General features: G+C 62.8%; 23 protein-coding genes and 1 tRNA gene. 15 read left to right on the forward strand and 9 right to left on the reverse strand.

The window, feature by feature from the left end:
- Genes Q4G24_RS10300 through Q4G24_RS10320 form a run of 5 tightly spaced genes read right to left on the reverse strand, consistent with a single transcriptional unit; the run spans position 1 to position 4,766 of the window.
- Positions 1–1,386, reverse strand: coding sequence for an FAD-binding oxidoreductase (locus Q4G24_RS10300; RefSeq protein ID WP_303366444.1), 1,386 nt, complete (start codon positions 1,384–1,386; stop codon positions 1–3).
- A gap of 22 nt (positions 1,387–1,408) precedes the next feature.
- Positions 1,409–1,801 carry a nuclear transport factor 2 family protein gene (locus tag Q4G24_RS10305; RefSeq protein WP_303366445.1) on the reverse strand — a complete coding sequence of 131 codons (393 nt, stop codon included), beginning with the start codon at positions 1,799–1,801 and terminating at the stop codon, positions 1,409–1,411.
- Positions 1,802–1,814: 13 nt separating this feature from the next.
- On the reverse strand, positions 1,815–3,155 hold the full coding sequence (locus Q4G24_RS10310) for a TRAP transporter large permease (RefSeq protein ID WP_303366446.1): 1,341 nt from the start codon (positions 3,153–3,155) through the stop codon (positions 1,815–1,817).
- Positions 3,155–3,712: a TRAP transporter small permease gene (locus Q4G24_RS10315; RefSeq protein ID WP_303366447.1), complete on the reverse strand. Its 558-nt coding sequence runs from the start codon at positions 3,710–3,712 to the stop codon at positions 3,155–3,157. The genes Q4G24_RS10310 and Q4G24_RS10315 overlap by 1 nt, the downstream gene beginning before the upstream one ends.
- Before the next feature lie 49 nt (positions 3,713–3,761).
- Positions 3,762–4,766, reverse strand: a complete 1,005-nt coding sequence (locus Q4G24_RS10320) for a TRAP transporter substrate-binding protein (protein ID WP_303366448.1) — start codon at positions 4,764–4,766, stop codon at positions 3,762–3,764.
- 113 nt (positions 4,767–4,879) lie between these two features.
- Between Q4G24_RS10320 and Q4G24_RS10325 the strand changes: the two genes are divergently transcribed.
- Positions 4,880–6,379, forward strand: a complete 1,500-nt coding sequence (locus Q4G24_RS10325; protein ID WP_303366449.1) for a PLP-dependent aminotransferase family protein — start codon at positions 4,880–4,882, stop codon at positions 6,377–6,379.
- Positions 6,380–6,506: 127 nt separating this feature from the next.
- Here Q4G24_RS10325 and Q4G24_RS10330 read toward each other — a convergent pair whose 3' ends face one another.
- Complete coding sequence (locus tag Q4G24_RS10330) at positions 6,507–7,673, reverse strand: M20 aminoacylase family protein (RefSeq protein WP_303366450.1); 1,167 nt, start codon at positions 7,671–7,673, stop codon at positions 6,507–6,509.
- A gap of 181 nt (positions 7,674–7,854) precedes the next feature.
- On the opposite strand from Q4G24_RS10330, the gene Q4G24_RS10335 reads away from it, so the two are divergent.
- A complete protein-coding gene (locus Q4G24_RS10335) occupies positions 7,855–8,490 on the forward strand; it encodes a metal-binding protein ZinT (RefSeq protein ID WP_303366536.1) in 636 nt (211 codons plus the stop codon).
- Between the two features lie 13 nt (positions 8,491–8,503).
- Here the strand turns inward: Q4G24_RS10335 and Q4G24_RS10340 are convergent, their stop codons facing one another.
- Entirely contained in the window at positions 8,504–10,333 is a 1,830-nt protein-coding gene (locus Q4G24_RS10340) for an ABC transporter ATP-binding protein (RefSeq protein WP_303366451.1), read from the reverse strand.
- A 171-nt stretch (positions 10,334–10,504) separates the two neighbouring features.
- Between Q4G24_RS10340 and Q4G24_RS10345 the strand changes: the two genes are divergently transcribed.
- The 4 genes from Q4G24_RS10345 to Q4G24_RS10360 are packed head-to-tail and all read left to right on the forward strand — an operon-like array spanning position 10,505 to position 15,962.
- A complete protein-coding gene (locus tag Q4G24_RS10345) occupies positions 10,505–12,211 on the forward strand; it encodes a peptide ABC transporter substrate-binding protein (RefSeq protein ID WP_303366452.1) in 1,707 nt (568 codons plus the stop codon).
- Between the two features lie 57 nt (positions 12,212–12,268).
- The gene (locus tag Q4G24_RS10350) at positions 12,269–13,963 is read left to right on the forward strand and encodes a peptide ABC transporter substrate-binding protein (RefSeq protein ID WP_303366453.1); all 1,695 of its coding nucleotides are present in this window, start codon (positions 12,269–12,271) and stop codon (positions 13,961–13,963) included.
- Between the two features lie 15 nt (positions 13,964–13,978).
- Complete coding sequence (locus Q4G24_RS10355) at positions 13,979–14,986, forward strand: ABC transporter permease (protein WP_303366454.1); 1,008 nt, start codon at positions 13,979–13,981, stop codon at positions 14,984–14,986.
- Entirely contained in the window at positions 14,979–15,962 is a 984-nt protein-coding gene (locus Q4G24_RS10360; RefSeq protein ID WP_303366455.1) for an ABC transporter permease, read from the forward strand. Before Q4G24_RS10355 ends, Q4G24_RS10360 begins: the two co-directional genes overlap by 8 nt.
- 83 nt (positions 15,963–16,045) lie before the next feature.
- On the opposite strand, the gene Q4G24_RS10365 is transcribed toward Q4G24_RS10360, so the two are convergent.
- Positions 16,046–16,121, reverse strand: a tRNA-Thr gene (locus Q4G24_RS10365).
- Between the two features lie 123 nt (positions 16,122–16,244).
- Between Q4G24_RS10365 and Q4G24_RS10370 the strand changes: the two genes are divergently transcribed.
- Positions 16,245–17,126 (forward strand): hypothetical protein, encoded by an 882-nt coding sequence (locus Q4G24_RS10370; protein ID WP_303366456.1) that lies wholly within the window; start codon positions 16,245–16,247, stop codon positions 17,124–17,126.
- A 78-nt stretch (positions 17,127–17,204) separates the two neighbouring features.
- Here Q4G24_RS10370 and Q4G24_RS10375 read toward each other — a convergent pair whose 3' ends face one another.
- The gene (locus tag Q4G24_RS10375) at positions 17,205–17,456 is read right to left on the reverse strand and encodes a DUF2312 domain-containing protein (protein WP_303366457.1); all 252 of its coding nucleotides are present in this window, start codon (positions 17,454–17,456) and stop codon (positions 17,205–17,207) included.
- 94 nt (positions 17,457–17,550) lie between these two features.
- Between Q4G24_RS10375 and Q4G24_RS10380 the strand changes: the two genes are divergently transcribed.
- From Q4G24_RS10380 to tmk, 8 genes are all read left to right on the forward strand, one after another.
- The gene (locus Q4G24_RS10380; RefSeq protein WP_303366458.1) at positions 17,551–17,778 is read left to right on the forward strand and encodes a hypothetical protein; all 228 of its coding nucleotides are present in this window, start codon (positions 17,551–17,553) and stop codon (positions 17,776–17,778) included.
- 50 nt (positions 17,779–17,828) lie between these two features.
- Complete coding sequence (locus Q4G24_RS10385; RefSeq protein WP_303366459.1) at positions 17,829–18,260, forward strand: YeeE/YedE family protein; 432 nt, start codon at positions 17,829–17,831, stop codon at positions 18,258–18,260.
- Positions 18,257–18,670, forward strand: a complete 414-nt coding sequence (locus Q4G24_RS10390) for a DUF6691 family protein (RefSeq protein ID WP_303366460.1) — start codon at positions 18,257–18,259, stop codon at positions 18,668–18,670. Before Q4G24_RS10385 ends, Q4G24_RS10390 begins: the two co-directional genes overlap by 4 nt.
- Positions 18,670–19,119 (forward strand): D-aminoacyl-tRNA deacylase, encoded by a 450-nt coding sequence (dtd, locus tag Q4G24_RS10395; RefSeq protein WP_303366461.1) that lies wholly within the window; start codon positions 18,670–18,672, stop codon positions 19,117–19,119. The genes Q4G24_RS10390 and dtd overlap by 1 nt, the downstream gene beginning before the upstream one ends.
- Positions 19,120–19,337: 218 nt before the next feature.
- Positions 19,338–20,732: a DEAD/DEAH box helicase gene (locus Q4G24_RS10400; protein ID WP_303366462.1), complete on the forward strand. Its 1,395-nt coding sequence runs from the start codon at positions 19,338–19,340 to the stop codon at positions 20,730–20,732.
- Positions 20,733–20,899: 167 nt separating this feature from the next.
- Positions 20,900–21,472 (forward strand): thymidine kinase, encoded by a 573-nt coding sequence (locus Q4G24_RS10405; protein WP_303366537.1) that lies wholly within the window; start codon positions 20,900–20,902, stop codon positions 21,470–21,472.
- A gap of 75 nt (positions 21,473–21,547) precedes the next feature.
- The gene (locus Q4G24_RS10410) at positions 21,548–22,723 is read left to right on the forward strand and encodes a D-alanyl-D-alanine carboxypeptidase family protein (protein WP_303366463.1); all 1,176 of its coding nucleotides are present in this window, start codon (positions 21,548–21,550) and stop codon (positions 22,721–22,723) included.
- On the forward strand, positions 22,720–23,331 hold the full coding sequence (gene tmk / locus Q4G24_RS10415) for a dTMP kinase (protein ID WP_303366464.1): 612 nt from the start codon (positions 22,720–22,722) through the stop codon (positions 23,329–23,331). Before Q4G24_RS10410 ends, tmk begins: the two co-directional genes overlap by 4 nt.
- The last annotated feature ends 3 nt before the right edge of the window (positions 23,332–23,334 follow it).

The raw sequence follows: 23,334 nt of genomic DNA on the forward strand, positions 1-23,334 counted from the left end.
TTATGTGCGTTCGTCGCGGTAATGGTAAAGATGGTAAAGCGCGCGCTGACCCAGTCGGCGGAACGGGGTTTTCCAGCCTTCATGCTTTAATTCGCTGTTGAAGATCGGCAGGTCGGGCAGCGCCTGACCGGCGACCAGTTGCGCAAGCCGTCGCCCGGCCTGTGCGGAATACATCACCCCGTTGCCGCCATAGCCCAGCGCGTAAAACGCCCCCGGCAGATCAGGCAGGCCAGTGATGCGGGGCATCATGTCATGGCTGACATCGACCCAGCCCCACCAGGAATAATCCAGCTCGACCCCGCGCAGCACGGGGAACTTGCGCGCCATCCCCTCGCGCAGCGCGGCCAGATGGCGCGGATTGGCGGCATCGCGGCCGGTGATGGCGGCGCGCGACCCGATTTGCAGCCGGTTGTCGGGCAACATGCGGTAATAATGGCGCAGCGTCCGCGTGTCAGTCAGGGGCGAGCCAGTGCGGGCGCCGATCTCGGCCATCTCATCCGCGCCCAGAACGCGGGTGACGACGCTGTTCGACATGATCGGCAGCAGCCGGTCGCGCAGGCGCAGATGCAGCCCGCGCGGCGCATAGCCCGCCGTTGCCACCGCCACCCGCCGCGCGCGCACGGTCCCGCCGGGCGTGCGCAGGTGATGCACCCCGTCCCTGACCGTCCAGCCATCGACCGGGCTGTCGGTATGGATGCGCGCGCCCAGTTCCCGCGCCAGCCGCGCATAACCGAAGGCCAGCTTGCCGGCATGGATACCGATCCCATCGGGTTCATACATCGCGCCATGGGCCTCCATGTCGCGGATGACCTGTTCGTGAACCTCACCCCGGCCCAGCACCCGCGCGCCATAATTGAAACGGTCGCGCAGCAGCGCGGCCTCGGCCTCCAGCGCGGGTATCTGGCGGGCCTGATGGGCGATATAGAAATGCCCGCCATCCTGCGGATCGCAGGGGATTTCGGCAATCAGGCTGCGGAATAGCGCGAAAGCCTCGGTGATCTCGGCATGAAGGCGCTGCGCGACATCCAACCCCCAGCGGTCGATCCACTGGCTGCGCTTGAGCCGCCCCGAGGAAATCTGCGCCTGCCCGCCATTGCGGGTCGAGCAGCCGAAAGAGGTGCCATGCGCCTCAAGCACATGGGCCTTGATGCCGTGATCGCGGGCCAGATGGATCGCGGTTGACAGCCCGGTATAGCCCGAGCCGATGATGGCGACATCGACATCCATATCAGCCGTGACCGGGCCGTCATCATCCGGCGCGGGACCGGCGGTGCCGATCCAGTAGGTCGGCGCATAATCGCCGCCGCGCCCGGCGCTGCGCGCCGTCAGCGGGTCATAAAGCGGATCATAGGCGGCCGATCCGCGCCGGGGTTCGATCTTCTGCATGGCGTCCTCGGGGTGCAAAGGCTCAGGCGGCAACCGGCGGGCGCTGTTTGCGGATCGCCTGCTTTTCCACGATCTTGCCGTCGCGGATGCGGAACAGATCGACGCCCTGAACCTCGGTCCGCGTGCCATCGGGATTGGTGGCGCGGAAGGTCCATTGGCTGACGCCTCGTGTGCCGTCCTCGGACATGAAATGCGAATGATCGGCCCATTGCACATCGGGCATCGCGGTCCACACCCCCACGAAGGCGGCGGCGATGGCGTCGCGGCCCTCGATCCTGTTGCCATATTCATGCTCACCCGCGACGGTGAAGAACACGCAGTCATCGGCGAAATGGGTCATCACCCCGTCGATGTCATGGCGGTTGAAGGCGTCGAAAGTCGCGCGAAGATCGTCAGCAGTCAGTTGGCGGGACATGGGAAAGCTCCTTTTAATACCCAAGCAATCGCGGCAGCCACAGGGCAATTTCCGGGAAGATCGCGATGATGAAGATGGCGGTGACGGATGAGAGCGCGAAGGGCAGCGCCCGCAGGCTGATACGTTCGATCCCCACGCCCGAGATGCCCGAGGCGATGAACAGGTTTTCACCCAAAGGCGGGGTCTGGAACCCGACCGACAGGGTGCAGATCATGACGATGCCGAAATGGGTCGGGTCGATCCCCATCATATAGGCGACCGGCAGCATCACCGGCACAAGGATCATGATCGCGGCCAGCGTCTCCATGAACATGCCGACGATCAGCAAAAGCCCGATCACCAGCCCCCAGATCACATAGATATTCGAGGTCAGCGACAGGATCCCCCCCGCGATGACGCCGGGAATGTCGTTTTCCACCAGCACCCGGCCAAAGATCGTTGCGGCGAACAGCACCAGCAGAACGCGACCGGCCAGCCATGTGGTCGTGTCCAGCGATTTGATGATCTCGCGCAGGTTCAACTCGCGATAGATCACCGCGCCGACGAACAGCGTGTAGAATATGGCGACGATGGCGGCCTCGGTGGGCGTGAATTTGCCGGTATAGATGCCGCCAAGGATGACCACCGGGGCCAGCAGCGCCCAGAAGCCGCGATAGCAGGCCAGCGCAATCTTGCGCAGCGACAAACGCTCGGGCGAGCCGTGAAAGCCCCGCATCCGGCAGCGGATATAGTTCATCACCAGCAGCCCGCCCGCCATCAGGCAGCCCGGCAGAAAGCCCGCGATGAACAGCTTGGAAATCGAGACGCTGGCAAAGGTGCCGTGGGCCTCGACCGCATCGGGCGGGGGCTGCATCCCCATGGCCGAGATGCCAAAGATCACCAGCGGGATCGAGGGCGGAATGATGATGCCCAACCCTCCCGCCGCCGCCGTGACCGAGGCCGCATAGCCCTTGCCATAGCCCTGCCGGACCATCGCCGGGATCATCAGCATCCCCACCGCCGCCGTGGTGGCGGGGCCGGACCCCGAGATCGCACCAAAGAACAGGCAGGCCATGACGGTTGCCGCCGACAACCCGCCCGTGAACGGCCCGGCAAGGCTTTCGGCCACACCGATCAGGCGGCGCGACAGGCCCGCGGCCTCCATCAGCGCACCGGCAAGGATAAAGGCAGGCAGCGCCATCAGCGGGAACGACCCGACCGAGGACCACGCCATCTGCACCATCTTGATGGGATTGTCGCCCAGATACAGCATCGCCGCCAGCGCCGCGACACCAAGCGCCACCGTGATCGGCGCGCCCAGCAGCATCAGCACCAGAAACGCCCCGAACAGAATCTCGACCAGCAGGGAATCCATCAGCGGTTCCTCCGCTCATAGGCGTGGATTTCGTCCTCGGCCAGTTCCAGCGCCGCCTCGACGGCCACCCGGTCGGGGTCCTGCGGGTCGATACCGCGCACCAGCTTGAGGTAGTTCACCTGAAGGATTCGGATCGTCATCAGCGCAAAGGCGATGGGCAGCGCCAGATAGACATAGCGCATCTCCCAGCCCAGCGTCTGCGCCTTGACGAAGGGACGCAGGCGGCTGATGAACGCGACCGATTGCCAGATGAACACCAGATTAAAGGCGATCCAGAACAGATCGCCCACCGCCTCGATGATGCGCACCTTGCGGCGGTCCAGCCTTTGCAGGTGAAAGCTGACCCGGTTATGTGCCGCGATCCGCGCGGCATAGGACGCGCCGAAATAGGCGAACCAGACGAACAGGATCACCGACAGTTCCTCGATCCATGTGATCGAGGTGCCGAACATCTGGCGCGAGACGATCTGCACAAACAGCAGCGTGACGAATACAGCCAGCAAAACACGGCAGACATGGCTTTCAAACTTGTCCACAAAGGACCAGAGCGCAGACATGGGCAGCCCTCGGAAAAACGGTTGGAAAGGGAATGTGGCGGGGCCTGTGTCAGTCCGCCGTGGCTTCGCGCCCAAGCGAGATCAGGATGTCATCCAAAGCCTGCCTGCCGCCGATCTGGTCATAAAACTTTGGCCAGACGGTCGTTGTCGCCAGTTCAATAAACGCGGCCTCATCATCGGCGGGGTCAGAGATTTCCATGCCACGCGCCACCAGCTCCTCGCGGATCTTGGCCTCTTCGCTGCGCAGAAACGCGGCGGATGCCTCGGTCGCGGCCTGCCCTGCGGCCAGGATCTGCGCCTGTTCTTCGGCAGAGAGCGATTCAAACAAAGCCTCGCTGACGATCAGCGGCTCGATCGAGAAGATATAGCGCAGATTGGTGATATATTTCTGCACCTCGTCGAACTTCATCGCATAGATGGTCATGTAAGGGTTGTCCTGACCATGAACGACGCCTTGCTGAAGCGCGGCAAAGGTTTCGGACCATGCCATCGGGGTCGGGTTGATCCCCCATGCCTTATAGGTCTCGATCATGATTTCATTGCGCGGCACACGGATTTGCAGCCCCTGCAAATCGGCGGGCGTCGTCACCGGGCGCGCCGAATTGCTCAGCACCCGAAAGCCGGAATAGGCCCAGCCGATGATACGCACCCCGGCATCCTCGACGGTCTGGTCGATCATCCTCTGGCCGACCTCGCCCTGCGTCAGCGCCTCGGCATCCTCTTGCGACAGGATCACATAGGGCAGCGTCAGAGCACCGACCGAAGGCGAAAACGGCGTCAGGTTGTTGATCGCGAGTATCGAGAAATCCAGCGTGCCGGTCGCGGCGGCGGTCACGGTGTCCTGCTCATCACCAAGCTGGCCATTCAGGAACAACCGCCCGGTCATCGCACCGCCGGATTGTTCCTCAAGCGCGGCGATAAAGGCATTGCCCAGCGCCTCTTGCGTGCCGCCGGCACCGTCGCCAACCGCAATACGGTAATCGGCGGCAAAGGCCGGCGCCGTCAGCGCAAGAGCCGCGACGGTTCCGGTCAGAAGATGTCTGATATAGGTCATTTTGCGTTTCCCTGTTGGTAAAGCGTGCCGCTTTTGCGCGGACATCGTTCCAGTCAGGATTGCAGCGATCCCCGGAACAGGATATGTCCAGATAAGATTGATGTTAGGTCCAGATGCAGGCGCGTATTCCGCCCGAAATCATCTTTCTGCGCGAGGCAGAGGCACCGACGCTGCAAGGCAGGCTGGCAGCGGCGATTGTGCGGGCAATTCTGGAAACGCGGGCGCAACCCGGCACGCGGCTGCCCTCAACACGGCGACTCGCCGCCGCGCTTGGTATTTCGCGCATGACGGTGACGCTGGTCTATCAGGAATTGGTCAGTCAGGGCTATCTTGAGGCGCTGCCCCGTTCCGGCATGGCCGTTGCCACAAGCGTGCCGCATCGCCGCACGGATTCCAATGCGGTCCGGCAAAGCCTTGCGCCCTCCCCGGACTGGACCGAATGGCTGTCACAACATCGCCTGCCGCGTCGGGTGATCCGCAAGCCTGCCCACTGGCGCGAGTTCCGCTTTCCCTTCATCTATGGTCAGGCCGATACAACCCTGTTTGACCACAGCGCATGGCGCGAATGTGCACGGCAGGCGCTTGGAACCCGCGATTTCGCGGATCTGGCGGCGGATCGTTACGGCGCGGATGATCCCTTGCTGATCGACTATATCTGCTCCAATACCCTGCCCCGGCGCGGCATCAATGCCCGCCCGGACGAGGTTCTGGTAACGCTTGGCGCACAACATGCACTGTTCATGGCGGTGGAGCTGCTGGCCGGCTCCGGTCGGTTGGCCGTCACTGAAGAGCCCGGCTATCCTGATTTCGCCGAGACGTTGCGCCGCGCCAACTGCCCCACCGCATTTATGCCCGTGGATGACGGCGGGCTGGACCCCACCCGCCTGCCCGGTGGCGCCCGACTGGTCATAGTCACGCCCAGCCATCACATCCCGACCGGCAGCACTATGCCGCTGGCCCGCCGCCATGAGTTGATCGCCCGCGCCGCAGATCAGGATTTCCTGATCGTCGAGGACGACTATGATTTCGAGATGTCCTATCTGTCCCCGCCCGCGCCCGCGCTGAAATCGCTGGATGATGTCGGGCGAGTCATCTATCTGGGCAGCTTTTCCAAGTCGCTGTTTCCGGGGCTGCGCATCGGCTATATGGTCGGTCCCGCACCGCTGATCGCACAGGCCCGCAGCCTGCGGTCCATCATTCTGCGCCAGCCGCCCAGCCATTTGCAGCGCATCACCGCCTATTTTCTGGCGCGCGGTCATTATGATGCTCATATCGTCCGCCTGCGCCGGACCATGCGCACGCGCCGGGCGGTGATCGAAGCGGCACTGCAAGACACCCCATTGCAAATCGCAGGCGCACCAAGCTCGGGCGGGTCAAGCGTCTGGGTCCGTGCCCCTGATGGCACCGACAGCGAGGCACTCGCCCTGCACCTTTACAACGACAGCGTTCTGATCGAACCCGGCGCCCCCTTCTTCGAGACCCCACCCAAACCTTGCCCTTATTTCCGGCTGGGCTATGGCTCGATCAGCGAAAGCCTGATCCCTGACGGCATCCGGCTGATCGCCGCACGCGTCGCTGATAAGGCCCGCCACACCCTTCATCGGAACGCTTAGCTTTTCAACAAACCCAACGGGCCGTCGATCAGGCACTGAAAATCTGCTATCTTTTGTCCAGAAATATCCTGGGGGGGGAGTCCGCAGGACGGGGGGCAACGCCCCCCTGCCCCTGCCCCGCCCCGCCTTACGCCGCAGGCATCCGGCTTTCGACCATTTGCGCGAACCAGCCTGAACCGAACGGGATCGCCTCATCGTCAAAATTATAGGCCGGATGGTGAACCATCGCGCTGTCACCATTGCCAAGGAAAATATAGGCACCCGGCTTTTCATTCAGCATATAGCTGAAATCTTCGGCACCCATCATCGGCTCGACATCGGTATTGACATGGCCGGAAACCTCACGCGCGGCCTCAATCGCCCATTCGGTCGCCTCGACATTGTTCACCGTCACCGGATAACCGCTGTGGAAATCAACCTCGGCCTTGGCACCAAAGGCTTCGGCAATGGCCGGAGCGATACGCTTGATGCCATCCTCAAGCTGCTTGCGCACGGCTTCGTCAAGGCTGCGGGCGGTGCCCTTCAGCTTGACCACCTGCGGAATGACGTTATGCGCCGTCGAATCGGTCGAGACGACACAAACCGACACCACCGCATTCAGCAACGGGTTCACATTGCGCGATACGATGGATTGCAGCGCGGTGATGATATGCGCCGAGACCAGAACCGTGTCGATCACCTCATGCGGCTTGGCGGCATGACCGCCTTTGCCCGTTACGGTGATGTCGAATTCGTCCGCAGCAGCCATCATTGCGCCGGGGCGGATGGCGAAATGACCGACGGGAACGCCAGGCATGTTGTGCATTCCGTAGAATTCCTGAATGTTCCAGCGGTCCACGATGCCATCTTTAATCATGGCCTCGCCGCCCGCACCGCCTTCCTCGGCGGGCTGAAAAATTACCACCGTGGTGCCGTCAAAATTGCGGGTTTCGGCCAGATATTTTGCCGCGCCAAGCAGCATCGCGGTATGACCATCGTGGCCGCAGGCATGCATCTTACCTGAGGTTTTAGAAGCATATTCCAGCCCGGTCTGCTCGATGATCGGCAGCGCGTCCATATCGGCCCGCAGCCCGACCACACGACCTTTGCTATCGCTGCGGCCCCGGATCACGCCAACCACGCCGGTCTTGCCGATCCCTTCGACGACTTCATCGCAGCCAAACGCGCGCAGCAACTCTGCCACCCGGCCAGCGGTGCGGTGGACATCGTAAAGCAACTCGGGGTGTTCGTGGAAATCGCGCCGCCATGCGGTGATCTCGCCATGCAATTCGGCAAAACGGTTCTTGATGGGCATGATGTAAGTCTCCTTCGCCCGGCAGGTTAGGCGCTTGTTTGGCACTTGGAAAGAGATTGCAGCCATGACCTGCCCCAGCAACCAGCCTTGCCGCACTTTCGGGCAGATTTGGGCTTGCCCAATTATTTACGATATAACATAACAATTTTATTCCAGCACGAAAGGCTCTGATATGGCTTACATGATCCGCTTTGCCGCCACCCTCGCGGTGGCCCTTTTGGCAGCCGCCCCGGTTACCGCGAACGACAAAGACCATGCGCATGACCACGACCACAGCCATGACGACGACATTTATCGCGGCTATTTCCTGAACGATCAGGTCAAACCCCGTGCGCTGTCGGATTGGGAGGGGGACTGGCAGTCGGTCTATCCCCTGCTGACCGCCGGGGCGCTGGACCCGGTGATGGCACATAAGGCCGAGGATGGGGACAAGAGTGCCGAGGAATACCGCGCCTCTTACGACATCGGCTATGCGACAGATGTGGACCGCATCACCATTCAGGATGGCGCGGTATTATTTTACCGCAAAAATCAGGTCACAAGCGGCCAATATGCTGATGATGGGCTTGAAATCCTGACCTATGAAAAGGGCAACCGGGGCGTGCGGTTTATCTTTGCGAAAACCGCAGGCGATGCCGCCGCGCCGCAATTCATCCAGTTCAGCGACCACCAGATTGCCCCGCATAAATCGCATCATTTCCATCTGTATTGGGGCGATGACCGCACGCAATTGCTGTCCGAATTGACCAACTGGCCGACCTATTACCCCGCCAATCTGACAGGGGATCAGATCGTTCAGGAGATGCTCGCCCATTAAAGCCGGGCCTTGCTTAACCGTGCGTCACTGGATCAATCAGCACGCGATGCCCCGGCGCGACCTCGGCATAGGTCGAGGGGGCGGCCTGATAGCCTGCCGGGTGAATCGGTGACGGGATCGGGCGGAAGTTCAGATTTTCGCTGATCTTTTTCTGGAGCGGGTCGGCCACGGGAACGGCGGCCATCAACTGCCGGGTATAGCTGTGCTGTGGGTTCTCGAACACCTGCTGGCGGCTGCCGATTTCGACGATCCGCCCCAGATACATCACCGCGACATGGTGGCTGACCCGTTCCACCACCGCCATATCGTGACTGATGAACAGCATCGAGATGCCAAGGTCCTGCTGCAATTCCATCAGCAGATTCAACACCTGCGCCTGAACCGAGACATCCAGCGCCGAGACCGCCTCATCCGCGACGATCAGCTTGGGGTTCAGCGCAAGGGCGCGCGCAATGGCGATCCGCTGGCGCTGGCCGCCTGACATTTCATGCGGATAGCGGCGCATGAAGCTGCGCGGCAGCTCTACCCGGTCGAACAGTTGCGCGATGCGGTCCTGACGTTCCGAGCGGTTGCCGATGCCGTAATTCTGCATCGGCTCGGCCACCTGCTCGAACAGGCGCATATGCGGATCAAGGCTGGCGAATGGATCCTGAAAGATCATCTGCATATCGCGCCGCGCCTGACGCAAAGCGCCCTGCGACATCGCCAGCACATCCGCCCCGTCCAGCGTCACCCGGCCCGATTCAGGTTCGACCAGCCGCAGGATAGAGCGCCCACAGGTCGATTTCCCGCAGCCCGATTCGCCCACCAGCGACAAAGTTTCCCCGGCGCGGACCTGAAAGCTGACATCCTCGACCGCGTGAACCCGCGCCACGGTGCGGCGCAGCAGCCCGCCTTTGACATCAAACCGGGTCACGAGCTTCTGCACATCCAGCAGCACCCGCGAATCAACCGGAATGATCGGGCGCGGCGCTTCGCCCTGCCCGCGCATCAGGCGCATGGGTTCGGGCGCGGGCTTGCCACGCATCTCGCCAAGGCGCGGCACGGCGGCCAGCAGAGCCTTGGTGTAATCCTGCTGCGGGGCCTCGAATATCTGCTCGACCGGGCCTTCCTCGACCTTATCGCCCCGGAACATCACCACCACGCGGTCGGCCATCTGCGCGACTACGGCCATGTCATGCGTAATGAACATCACCGCCATGCCGTTTTCACGCTTCAGCCGGTCGATCAGGGCCAGAATCTCGGCCTGAATGGTCACGTCCAGCGCGGTCGTGGGTTCGTCGCAGATCAGCAGTTTCGGCTGACAGGCCATGGCCATGGCGATCACCACGCGCTGACGCATCCCGCCGGAAAGCTCATGCGGATACTGGTCCAGACGTCGTTCCGGTTCGGGAATCCGCACCTGTTTCAGCAGGTCCAGCGCCCTTTCGCGTGCCTGTTTTTTGGACAGGCCGCGATGAATAATCAGGCTTTCGGCCAGTTGATCCGCCACGGTGAACACCGGGTTCAGGCTGGTCATCGGTTCCTGAAAGATCATGCCGATCTGGTCGCCACGGATCCTGCGCATCACCTCGGGCGGTTGCTGGCGCAGGTCGATAGGGCCTTTACCATTGGAATCAAATAACAAACGGCCCTGCGTGATTTCGCCACCGCCATATTCCACCAACCGCATCAGCGACAGCGAACTGACCGACTTGCCAGACCCCGACTCCCCCACCACACAGACACATTCGCCGGGCTTGATGTCAAAAGACACATCCTTGACACCCACCACCGGGCCATCGTTGGTCTGAAACTCGACCCGCAGTTTTTCAATAGAAACAAGTGGTTGTTGGTCAAGCATCTGACGCCCTGCCGGTTAGAACAGCGCCTAGGCTAGAAAATCCGCCGCCCCGCGCCAAGCGAAAAATCCCGACAGGTCAAGTAAACTGACACTTGCACTTGGCCCTGCCTTACGCTGAACATGCAGGCAGAAATCCGGCACAGGCCGGGCAACAAAGAACAGGGATGAACCATGAAACTGAAAACGACGATGCTTGGTGCGGTCGCCGCCATTGCGCTGGCCCCCGCCGCCTTTGCCGAGCGCGGCAGCGATGGCAATGTGAACATCATCTATTGGCAGGCGGTTTCGACGATGAACCCCTACCTTTCGGGCGGCACCAAGGAAATCGAGGTCTCCTCGCTGGTGATCGAACCGCTGGCCGGTTACGATGAAAACGGTACGCTGATCCCGCGTCTGGTGACGGAAATCCCGACGCTGGAAAATGGTGGTGTGTCCGAGGATCTGACCACGATCACCTGGAAGCTGAAGCCCGACCTGAAATGGTCCGACGGCACCCCGGTGACGGCGGAAGATGCTGTTTTTACCGCGAATTACTGCATGGACCCGAACGGCGGCTGCGCACAGCTTGCGCGTTACGAAGGCGTGCAGAAGGTCGAGGCCGTGGACCCGCTGACCGTCCGCATCACCTTTAACGCGCCCAAGCCGAACCCCTATCTGCCGTTCACCGGCGCGACCTCGCCGCTGCTGCAAAAGGCGCAGTTTGAAAACTGCACCGGGGCGGCGGCCTCGACCTGCACGGATCAGAACTTCAACCCGATCGGCACCGGCCCGTTCCGCGTCACCAGCTTCCGCACCAATGACGTGGTGACGATGGAGGCCAACCCGAATTACCGCGACCCGGCCAAGCCCGCCTTTGCAACCGCGACCGTCAAGGGTGGTGGCGATGCGGCGGCAGCGGCGCGTTCAGTTCTGGAAACCGGCGAATATGATTTCGCATGGAACACCCAGATTTCCCCCGAGGTTCAGGCACAGATGGAAGCCGGCGGCAAGGGCGAATTCGTCGTGGCCTTTGGCAGCCTTGTCGAGCGGATCGAGATGAACCTGTCCAACCCCTCGCCCTCGCTGCCCGCCGATGTCCGCTCGACCCCGGCCGAACCGCACCCGATCCTGTCGGATGAGCGTGTGCGCCGCGCCCTGTCGATGGCGATTGACCGCAACATCCTGAACGAGTTGGGTTATGGTAAATCGGGCCGCCCGACCTGTAACCTTGTCCCCGCCCCGGCGATCTATGTCGATGAGACCAACACCGACTGTCTGACGCAGGACATCGAAGGCGCCAAGGCTCTGCTGGAAGAGGCCGGCTGGACCGTCGGCAGCGACGGCATCCGCGAGAAAGACGGGATGAAGCTGCGCCTGCTGTATCAGACCAGCGTCAACGCCGTGCGTCAGGACACGCAGGCCGTGGTCAAGCAATGGTGGTCGGAAATCGGCGTGGATACCGAGCTGAAACAGGTCGATGGCTCGGTCTTCTTTGGCGGTGACGCGGGTTCACCCGACACCATCCAGAAATTCTATGCCGATGTCGAAATGTATGCCAACAACTTTGACGGCACCGACCCGGAAGCCTATCTGGCCGAACATACCTGCGAAAAGATCCCGACCCCCGCGACCCAGTGGCAGGGCGAGAATTACAACCGCTATTGCGACCCGGAATATGACAAGCTGATGGCAGAGCTGTCCTCGACCGCCGACCCGGAAGAACGCGGCGCGCTGGCGGCCCGGCTGAACAACATGCTGACCAAAGACAGCATGGTGGTGGTGCCGCTGATCGACCGCGGCCGTCTGTCGGCCAAATCGAACACGCTTGGCGGCCATGTGATGAACGCCTGGGACAGCGAATTGTGGAACGCCTCGGACTGGTTCCGCATCAAGCAATAACTAACGCTGACGACCGGCCCCGCACGGGGCCGGTTCCTTTGAAAGAAAGAACCCCTCATGCGACATCTTGGGCTTTTGCTGGGTGCGGCCTGCGCCCTATCAGCGGTTCCCGCCTTGGCCCAACGCGGCGACAAGGGCGACCTGCGCATCATCTATTGGCAGGCGGCCTCGACGCTGAACCCCTATCTGTCCACCTCGGGCAAGGACGTGGACCCCGCCTCGCTGGTGCTGGAGCCGCTGGCCGGGATCGACGGCGACGGCAACCTGTTCCCGCGTCTGGCGGCGGAAATCCCAACAGTCGCAAATGGCGGTATCCCCGAGGATCATTCCTCGATCACATGGCGGCTGAAACCGGGGCTGGTCTGGTCTGACGGCAGCCCGGTAACGGCGCAGGATGTCAAGTTCAGCGCCGATTATTGCATGGCCGAGGGGTTCGGCTGCGCCGTTGCCGCGCGGTTTGAGGGCGTCGCCTCGGTCGAGGTGCTGGACGATCTGACCGTGCGCATCAATTTCGACAGCCCCAAGTTCGCGCCCTATCAGGCGTTTGTCGGGTCGCGCGTGCCCGTCATTCAGGCCGCGCAATTCGCGGATTGCCTTGGCCCCGCAGGCCCGACCTGCACCGCGCAGAACTTTGCCCCGATCGGCACCGGCGCCTTTGTCGTGACCGATTTCCGCCCGAATGACGTGTCCACCTATGCGCCGAACCCGCACTACCGTGACCCGGCCCTGCCGCATTTCGCCCGCGTGACCGTCAAGGGCGGCGGCGATGCGGCGGGTGCTGCCCGTGCGGTTCTGGAAACCGGCGAATACGATTATGGCTGGAATCTGATGCTGGCCCCCGAGGTGCTGGAGCAGATGCAATCTGCTGGCCGCGGCAAGATCTTTGCCAGCTTCGGCACCATGGTGGAACGGATCGAGCTGAACCAGACCGACCCTGCGGCCAGCCTTGGCGCGGAACGGTCCACGCTGGCGCATCCGCATCCGTTCCTGACCGATCCGGCGGTGCGGGCGGCGCTGTCCATGGCGATTGACCGCAACCTGCTGGTTCAGATCGGTTATGGCATGGCCGGTCAGCCCACCTGCAACATCGTCCCCGCCCCTGCCGCCTTTGTGTCCGATAACACCGGCTGTCTGACACAGGACATCGAGGGGGCCAAGGCCCTGCTGGATCAGGCTGGCTGGCTGCCCGGCCCGGACGGTATCCGGCAGAAAGACGGGGTGCGGCTGCATCTTCTGTTCCAGTCCTCGGTCAATCAGGTGCGGCAGGACATTCAGGCCATCGTCAAGCAATGGTGGTCCGAAATCGGCGTCGAAACCGATCTGAAGGTCGTGGATGGCAGCGTGTTCTTTGGCGGCGATCCCGGCAGCCCGGATACGATCCAAAAGCTGTTTGCCGATGCGCAGATGTATACCAACAGCTTCGACAACCCCGACCCCGAAGCCTTTATGGGCAACCTGACCTGCGCCCGTATCCCCAGCCCGGAAAACCAGTGGCAAGGCAACAATTTCGCCCGCTTCTGCGAGAGTGCCTATGACGAAGGTGTGGCAAAGCTGCGCCAGACCGCCGATCCGGCGGAACGCGCCGCACTGGTCAAGCAGTTGCAGGACATGCCGACCAAGGACAGCAACATCCTGCTGCCGCTGGTCTATCGCGGCATGGTCGGTGGTCATGTCGATTCCCTGACCGGCGTGCTGCCGAACGCATGGGAAAGCGACTTGTGGAACATTCAGGAATGGAGCCGGGCCGAATGACCGGGCGGAACTAAGATGCTGACCTTTGCCCTGCGCCGGATTCTGCTGGCGATTCCGACGCTGCTGTTCATCTCGCTGGTCATCTTCATGCTGCTGGAGCTGTCGCCCGGCGACCCGATGGCCAATGTTCCGCTGACCGTCCCGCCCGAGGTCAAGGAACGGATGCGCGTCGCGCTTGGTCTCGATCAGGCGTGGTATATCCGCTATGTCCTGTGGCTGAAGCAGTTTTTCTGGGTCGAGCCGCTTTACACCATCGACAAGATCTTCGGCACGCATTTCGCGGACGGGATGCAGCGGATCATCAGCTTTCAGTCGCGCAGCCCGGTGTTCGACATCATCGCACAGCGCCTGCCGCAAACGCTGACTGTGGTGGGGATGTCCTATGTGATCGGCGTGGCCATCGCCATCCCCATCGGGATCATCTCGGCCTATAAGCAATATAGCTGGTTCGACCAGATCGGCACCTTTATCAGCATGGTTGGCTTTTCCATGCCGACGTTCTTCACCGGCGTGGTGCTGATTATCGTCTTTGCCGTGAAGCTCCAGTGGTTTCCGTCGATCTATGACACCACGCTGGTGGTGCGCGACTGGGACAGTTTTCTGATGCAGGTGCGCCAGATGGTGATGCCGGTGACGGTTCTGGCACTGTATAACGCGGCGCAGATCAGCCGGTTCATGCGGGCCTCGATGCTGGACAATCTGAAACAGGATTACGTCCGCACCGCCCGCGCCAAAGGCGTCAGCGAGCGCAAGGTGGTGATGAAACACGTCCTGCGCAACTCGCTGATCCCGGTGGTAACGGTGATTGCGCTTGGCTTACCGACGGTATTTTCCGGCGCGATCATCACCGAACAGGTGTTCAAGGTGAACGGGCTGGGCCAATTGCTGATTACCGCGATTGTCGGGAATGACATGCCGATGGTGCTGACACTGACCTTCATCTTTGCCATCCTGATTGTCACCTTTACCCTGATTGCTGACATCCTTTACGGTATTCTGGACCCGAGGATCCGCTATGACTGACCAGAACCGCGAAACCGTGCAACTGGTCACGGAATCCGCCAGCCCCGCCGCCGTGACCGAGGCCCTGCCACCCGACAATCCGGTGGCCGACGCGGGTGCCACCCGCAGCCAGTGGCGCGATGTCTGGCGCCAGTTCCGCCGCAGCCGGGGCGCGATGATCGCGCTGGTGCTGTTCGTCACCATCCTGCTGTTCGTTTCGGTCGGGCCGTATATCTGGACCGTAGACCCGACCAAGGTGGATATTCTGGCCCGCAACAAGGGCTTCTCGGCCGCGCATCCGCTTGGCACCGACCAGCTTGGCCGCGACATGCTGGCCCGGCTGATGTCGGGCGGGCGCGTGTCCATCGCGGTTGGGCTGACAGCGATGCTGCTGGCGATTACGCTTGGTTCGCTGATCGGGGTGCTGTCAGGCTATTTCCGCCGCCTCGACGCACCGCTGATGCGCATGACCGAGCTGTTTCTGGCGCTGCCACTGCTGCCCTTGCTGCTGCTGATGGTGACGCTGTTTCGCGACCCGCTGGCGAAATCCTTTGGTCCGGCGCTGGGGATCTTTCTGCTGATCGTGACCGCCATCGGCGCGACAAGCTGGATGCAGGCGGCCCGCATCGTGCGTGGCGACGTGCTGGGCCTCAAGGAACGAGAGTTCATTCTGGCCGCCAAATCCATCGGCACCCCGCCCCGCCGGATGATCCTGAAACACGTCCTGCCGAACGTGCTGTCCCCGATCATGGTCGCCGCAACGCTGGGCATCGCCACGGCGATCATCACTGAATCGGCGCTGAGCTTCCTTGGCCTCGGCTTCCCGCCGGACTTCCCGACATGGGGCCGGTTGCTGTTCGACGCCATCGACCAGATGCAGCTTTTCCCGTGGCGGGTCATCATGCCCGGCGCGCTGATCTCGCTGACGGTGCTTTGCGTGAACTACATCGGCGACGGCCTGCGTGACGCGCTGGACCCCCGCATCCGCGGGAGGTGATCTTTTGCCCTGAAATATCCTCGGGGGAATCGTCGCAGACGATGGGGGGCAGACAGCCCCCCATACCAACCTGTCAGAGAATCTGGTGCCGGCAGAGGGACTTGAACCCCCGACCCCCTGATTACAAATCAGACGCTCTACCAACTGAGCTATGCCGGCCTGCCCCTGCGATAACGCCGCCGCGCCGGGACCGCAAGCGTCCAAGGCTCAGAAAGCCGTTGGACCTTGCGCGGCAATGGCGTTATCTTGCGTCATCTTGCCGGGATTTCAACGAGGTGGCGAATGAAAGCGGTGTTCCATCTGGGCGCGCATGATACCGATGGCGAGGCGCTGATCGAGAGCCTGACCGTCAATGGCAAGATCCTGCGCGAGCATCGCGTCGAGGCCGTCGAAAACCGCCGCCATCAGGGGATTTTCAGCGAGGCGCTGAATGCGCTGCAAGGCGGCACCTCGACCCACGAAATGGAACAGATGATGCTGGATGCGGTGCTGGAAAGCGACCGCACGCCTGACCGCGTGATCTTCAGCAGCCCCGGTTTTCTGGGCCTGCCGCACCGGATGCTGTCTGCGAACGGGCTGTATTACTCGGCACCCGAGCGGATTTTGCGGCTGATCAACCTGCTGCCCTCGGCCGAGGTTGAATTCGCCATCGGGCTGAAAAACCCGGCCTTGCTGATCGCCCATGTGCAGGAGCGTCAGCCGAACACGCCCTATGAGCAATTGATGTTCAACATCGACCCGCTGGCGCTGCGCTGGAATGAGGCTTTCCGCCGGATGCTGCAAGCCGCGGGGTCACGCCCGATCACCGTCTGGGCGCATGAGGATACGCCGCTGATCTGGCCCGAACTTCTGCGCCGCATCGCTGGTCTGGACGCAAGCGAGGTGATGATCGACCAGATGAAAATGGCGCAACTTCTGCTGCCACATGCAGCAGTCCAGCAGGTGCGGGCCAAAATGCGCGAATACGGCCCCGCCATCACCGTCAGCCAGCGGCGTGAGCTGATCGAAGCTGCACTGGTCAGCCATGCCGATCCGGCGGCGCTGACCGCGCCCGTCGATCTGCCCGGCTGGTCACAGGATCTGGTGGATGAGATTACCGCGCTTTATCACGCCGATCTGGCCGAGATTGCCGCCCTGCCGGGGGTCGAGTTCATCAGCGCCTGAACCGGGGCGCTGCCCCGGACCCCGGGATATTTAAGTGAAGAAGAAACCCCGCGCAGCCTAGACCGGCGGGGTATTCGTTCAGGCCATGCCAAGCGCGGCCTTATACATTTCCAGAATCGCTTCTTCTTCCGCGATGTCGTCGCGGTCGCGTTTGCGCAGACCGATGATTTTCTTCATCACCTTGGTGTCATAGCCGCGGGCCTTGGCCTCGGACATGATTTCCTTTTGACGCTCAGTAATGTCTTTCTTTTCGGCTTCGAGCTGCTCGTATTGCTCGATGAACTGGCGAAGCTCGTCGGCGGCGACGCCATAGCTGCGGTCGTCTTGCATGGTTCTGCCTCTTTGCGGTTTGTCTGGTCGCTGTCTAGGCGGTCTTGCCCCGCCGCGCAATCGCCGCTAGGCCCGGCGCAAACGGAGAAGCACAATGACCCTTTCCCAAAGCCTGATCCTTGGCGGCACCTTGCTGACCGCGCTTGGCCTTGCCGCGATTGTCTGGTGCATGATCACGGTCTGGCGCGCCCGCCGCGCGGGGTTAGAGGGTGACGCCCTGCGCGCCCGGCTGCAAAACGTGATCCCGGTCAACATGGCGGCACTGGCGGCGTCTTTCCTTGGCCTTGGGCTGGTGATCGCGGGAATCTTGCTGCGCGGTTGACATATTCCGTAATTGGAATACAAATCTGCTGAACAGCAGAGGAAGATGTCATGCCTTCAGAATGGATTTACGGGCTGATCGGCGGGCTGATGATCGGCGGTGCGGCGGCAATGCTGTTGCTGCTGAACGGGCGGATCATGGGGGCCAGCGGGATCATAGGCGGGCTGGTCGATGCCGCGCTTGGCCGCCGGGACAGCCAGACGGCGGAACGTGCCGCGCTGGTTGCCGGGTTGCTGGCGGGACCGCTGGTGCTGATTGGCCTTGACTGGCCAGCGCAGACAGCACCCGTCGCCGGTCCGGGGCTGCTGGTTCTGGCCGGGCTGCTGGTCGGGTTCGGCACGCGGCTGGCGAATGGCTGCACCTCGGGCCACGGGGTCTGCGGCATCTCGCGGCTGTCATGGCGCGGGATCATGGCGACAATGACCTATCTGCTGGCAGGCGGCGTTGCCGTTATCGCCGCTCGTGCATTGGGTGCCGCATGAAGCGCCTGATCGCCGCTTTTGCCGTAGGATTGCTGTTCGGCATGGGGCTGCTGGTCTCGGGCATGACGCAACCCGCCCGCGTGCGCGGCTGGCTGGATGTATTCGGCGCATGGGACCCGACGCTTGGCTTTGTGCTTGGCGGGGCGCTGATCCCGATGGCGCTGGCCTGGCGCATCGCTGCCCAGCGGGCCGCGCCGGTAAATTGCGGGCGCTTTCCTGCACCAGCCGTGCCGCTGATCGACGCACGATTGCTGGCCGGGTCGGTGCTGTTCGGCCTTGGCTGGGGCCTGTCGGGACTTTGCCCCGCGCCTGCCGTGGCCAGCCTTGGCTTTGGCGGGGCTTCCTTCTGGATCTTTTTTACCGCTATGGTCGCAGGCATGGCCGGGTTTGGCCTGCTGCGGAGGCCGTGATGCGCGCATTGATACAACGGGTTCGTCATGCCTCGGTTCAGGTTGGCGATGAAACCACCGGCCAGATCGGGCCGGGGTTACTGGTGCTGGTCTGCGCCATGCAAGGCGACGGGCCAGAAGCCGCCGCAAAACTGGCCGCCCGTGTGGCCAAGCTGCGTATTTTTCGGGACGACGCGGGCAAAATGAACCGCTCGGTCCTTGATACAGGCGGCGCGGCGCTTGTGGTCAGCCAGTTCACTCTGGCCGCCGACACCAGCACCGGCAACCGCCCCGGCTTTTCCACCGCCGCGCCCCCGAATCAGGGCGAGGCGCTGTATCTGGCCTTTGCCGAGGCCCTGCGCGGTCATGGCATCCCGGTCGAAACCGGGCGCTTTGGGGCGGATATGGCGGTCAGCCTGCTGAATGACGGGCCGGTGACAATCTGGATGGACAGCGCCGACCGGGCTTGACTTTCACAGCGCAAGCGCCCATCTGCCCCTTAGTCGCCGCCCGCTGCCGCGTGAGCAGCCGCGAGATTTCGCATCGGCCGTGACAGCATTTTATTCAAGTTCCCATGTCACGCGGGGTTCTTGCGGGTTCCGTAAAGGCCCGCCGACCGACGTTGACCGCGGCCCTTGTGCCGCCACTGGCCGCGCACCGTTACGGGGCTGCCCGGCATGGAAATGATATGACGACCGAAAACAGCCGCCCGCAGCGTGCGGGCAAGCCGCGTTTCAACCGTGGCCCCAAACCCGGCGCAAAGCCCGGCAAACCCGGCGGCAATCACCGCCGCCGCGACACCGCGTCCGAAGAAAAGTTCATCCGTCGCGCCATCCCGGATATGGACACCGAGTTCACCCGCATGGGCATTGACCCGCGTGTGGCCATCAACCTGCCCGCCATCGGGATCGAGACTCCCAGCCCGATCCAGCGTGATGCCATCCCGGCCATCGTCAAAGGCCGCGATGTGCTTGGCCTTGCGCAGACCGGCACCGGCAAGACGGCGGCCTTTGGCCTGCCGATGCTGACCCGGCTGCTGAATATCGGCACACGCGCACAGCCGAAATCCTGCCGGGCGCTGATCCTTGCACCCACGCGCGAACTGGCGACGCAGATCGCACAGAACATCGACGCCTATGCCCATGGCACGCCGGTCACGCATGTGCGCGTGGTTGGCGGCGCCTCGATCAACACGCAGGCGCAGCGGCTGGAACGCGGCACCGATGTGCTGATCGCCACGCCGGGCCGGCTGATGGACCTGATCGAGCGCGGCGCGGTCAGCCTGAACCAGACCAGCTATCTGGTGCTGGACGAGGCCGATCAGATGCTGGACATCGGCTTTATTCACACCCTGCGCCGCATCGCCAAGATGCTGCCCAAGGAACGCCAGACCTTGCTGTTCAGCGCCACCATGCCCAAGCTGATGGCGGAACTGGCCGACAGCTACCTGACCGATCCGGTCAAGGTCGCGGTGAACCCTCCGGGCAAGGCCGCCGACAAGATCGAACAGGGCGTGCATTTCGTCAATCAGGGCGACAAGGCGGCGCTGCTGGCCGAATATCTGGCCAAACATCCGGGCGAGTTGGCGATCGTCTTTGGCCGCACCAAATACGGCAGCGAAAAACTGGCTCGGCTGCTGGACAAATGGGGGTTCAAGACCGGCGCGATCCACGGCAATAAATCGCAGGGCCAGCGCGAACGGGCGCTGGAAGCCTTCCGCAAGGGCGATGTGCATGTGCTGGTGGCCACCGATGTGGCGGCGCGCGGGCTGGACATCCCCGAGGTGGCGCATGTCTATAACTATGACCTGCCCAATGTCGCGGAAAACTATGTCCACCGTATCGGCCGCACCGCCCGCGCCGGGCGTGATGGCCGCGCGGTGGCCTTCTGCTCGCCGGCCGAGCTTGGCGAATTGCGCGACATCGAAAAGGCGATGAAAGCCGAGATCCCGCATATCGGCGGCGACCGCCCTGCCCCCGCACCGGCGCAGCGCCCGGCGAAAGGCGCAAAACCCGGCACCCCGGCCCGCAAGCGCCCCGCCCGCCGTCCCTCACGCCAGCCCAAGGCAAAGCAAGGGGCGTAACGACCTGAAGCGGGGGGCGTCTGCCCCTCGCTCGCTGATATTTCCAGACAAAAGATAGCAGCATCTTTTGTCCGCAAATATCCTCAGGGGGTGAATTGAGCATCGCTCAAGAGGGGGCGCGAGCGCCCCCTTGCGGCGGTCTGGATGGCGGCTTATCCGTCACCCTTATGGCCAAGCTCTACTTTCATTATTCCACCATGAACGCTGGCAAAAGCACGCTTTTGCTGCAAGCCTCCTATAACTACCGCGAGCGTGGGATGGATACGCTTTTGCTGACTGCGGCGCTGGATGACCGCGCGGGGCAAGGGCGCATCGCCAGCCGGATTGGCATTGCCGATGACGCGCTTGGCTTTGATGCTGAAACCGACCTGTTCGCGCTGGTGCAGGAAAAAGGCGCGGGTTGCGCCTGTATTTTCGTGGATGAGGCGCAATTTCTGACCCCGGAACAGGTTTGGCAACTGGCGCGGGTGGCCGATGATCTTGGTCAGCCGGTCATGTGCTATGGGTTGCGCGTCGATTTTCGGGGCGAGCTGTTCCCCGGCAGCGCCGCCCTGCTGGCCGTGGCAGATGACCTGCGCGAAGTCCGCACCATCTGCCATTGCGGGCGCAAGGCCACCATGGTCATTCGCATGGATGGCAAAGGCCGCGCCATCACGACCGGCGCGCAGGTGCAGGTGGGCGGCAACGAAACCTATGTGGCCCTGTGCCGCCGCCATTGGCGCGAAGCCACCGAAGGTTAATCACAATACGCGGGGCCGCGTTGCGGGGCGGGCGGGTCTGATGTAACCATTCGTCAAACAGGCAAAGGATACCCCATGCGCGCTTTCGGTTTTCGCATCTCGGCGCTTTTGATGCTGGCTGCGGCCCTGCCCGCCCATGCTTTCGACACCAACGCCCGCGCGGCATGGGTCTATGACATGACCACCGGCACCGTGCTGATGGAAAAGAGCCCCGACGAGGCCCTGCCGCCCGCCAGCATGTCCAAGCTGATGACGCTGTATATGCTGTTCGAGGCGCTGAAAGAGGGCCGTGTTCAGATGGATACCCGCCTGCCCGTCTCGACCAAGGCGCGGCAGATGCAGGGTTCCACCATGTTCCTCAACGAACGCGACCGCCCCACGGTCGAGGAACTGATCAAGGGCATTGTCGTTCTGTCCGGCAATGACGCCTGCGTGGTGGTGGCCGAAGGGCTGGCCGGGACCGAGGAAGCCTTTGCCCGCCAGATGACCGAACGCGCCAAGACCCTTGGCCTGACCAATTCGCATTTCGCCAATTCCAGCGGCTGGCCCGCACCGGGGCAATTGATGTCCACCGAGGATCTTGGCCTGCTGGGTGTGCATCTGATTCGGGATTTTCCGGAATATTACCACTATTTCGCCATGACCGAGTTTGCCTTTGACAACCGCGCTCCGTCGAACCGGCATAACCGCAACCCGCTGTTGCGGCTGGGGATTGGCGCGGACGGGCTGAAAACCGGCCACACGCAAGAGGCCGGTTATGGGCTGGTCGGTTCCGCCAAGCAGGGCGAGCGGCGCGTGGTGTTCGTTGTGACGGGGCTGGACACCGACCGCGCCCGCGCCGAGGAATCAGAACGCATCACCAACTGGGCCTTTCGCCAGTTCACCATGAAAACCGTGGTTCCGCAGGGCGAGATCGTGGCCCGCGCTCCGGTCTGGCTTGGCACGCAATCCAGCGTCGGGCTGACCACGCCCGAGGGGCTGAACGTGCTGATCCCGGCTGGCGAACAGGATAACATCACCGCTGAAGCCGTGTTCAACGGCCCGATCCCCGCCCCCATCGCCAAGGGCCAGAAGGTCGGTGATCTGGTGCTGAACATCCCCGGCGTCGGCGCATCGCGCACGCCGCTTCTGGCCGCCGATAACGTGGACGAGGCCGGGCCACTCGGCCGCCTGAAAGGCGCGGTGCTGCGGCTGGGCGGCAAGGCGGTGGATGCGGCCAGCGGCTCGGATACGGAAACGGCGGTGCAATGAGGGCGCCGCTGTTCATCAGCTTCGAGGGCATTGACGGGTCCGGCAAAAGCACGCAGGCCCGGATGTTGGCCGACCACCTGACCGCACAGGGCCGCAAGGTCGTGCTGACCCGCGAACCGGGCGGATCAGAGGGGGCCGAGGAAATCCGGCGGCTGCTGGTCGAGGGCGGCGGCGACCGCTGGTCGCCCGAGACCGAGGCGCTGCTGTTCACCGCCGCACGACGCGACCATCTGGAACGGATCATCCGCCCCGCTCTGGCCCGTGCGCAGGCGGTGATTACCGACCGTTTCGCCGATTCCACCCGCGTCTATCAGGGCGCAACCCGCGGCGAATTGCGCGGCGTGGTGGATCAGTTGCACCAGTTGATGATCGGCACCGAACCCGACATCACCTTTGTGATCGACCTTGACCCGGCCACTGCGCTGAAACGCGGGGCAGAGCGGGGCGGGATCGAGGATCGCTTTGAAAACATGGGATTGGTGTTCCAGACCCGGCTGCGCAAAGGCTTTCGGGATCTGGCCCGCGACTATCCCGACCGGGTGCGGCTGATCGACGGCGAGGGCAGCCCGCATGCTGTCGCAACCCGCGTTCGCGCCGCACTGGCATGACCG

The organism is Paracoccus sp. (in: a-proteobacteria) (assembly GCF_030538695.1).
Classification (GTDB): domain Bacteria; phylum Pseudomonadota; class Alphaproteobacteria; order Rhodobacterales; family Rhodobacteraceae; genus Paracoccus.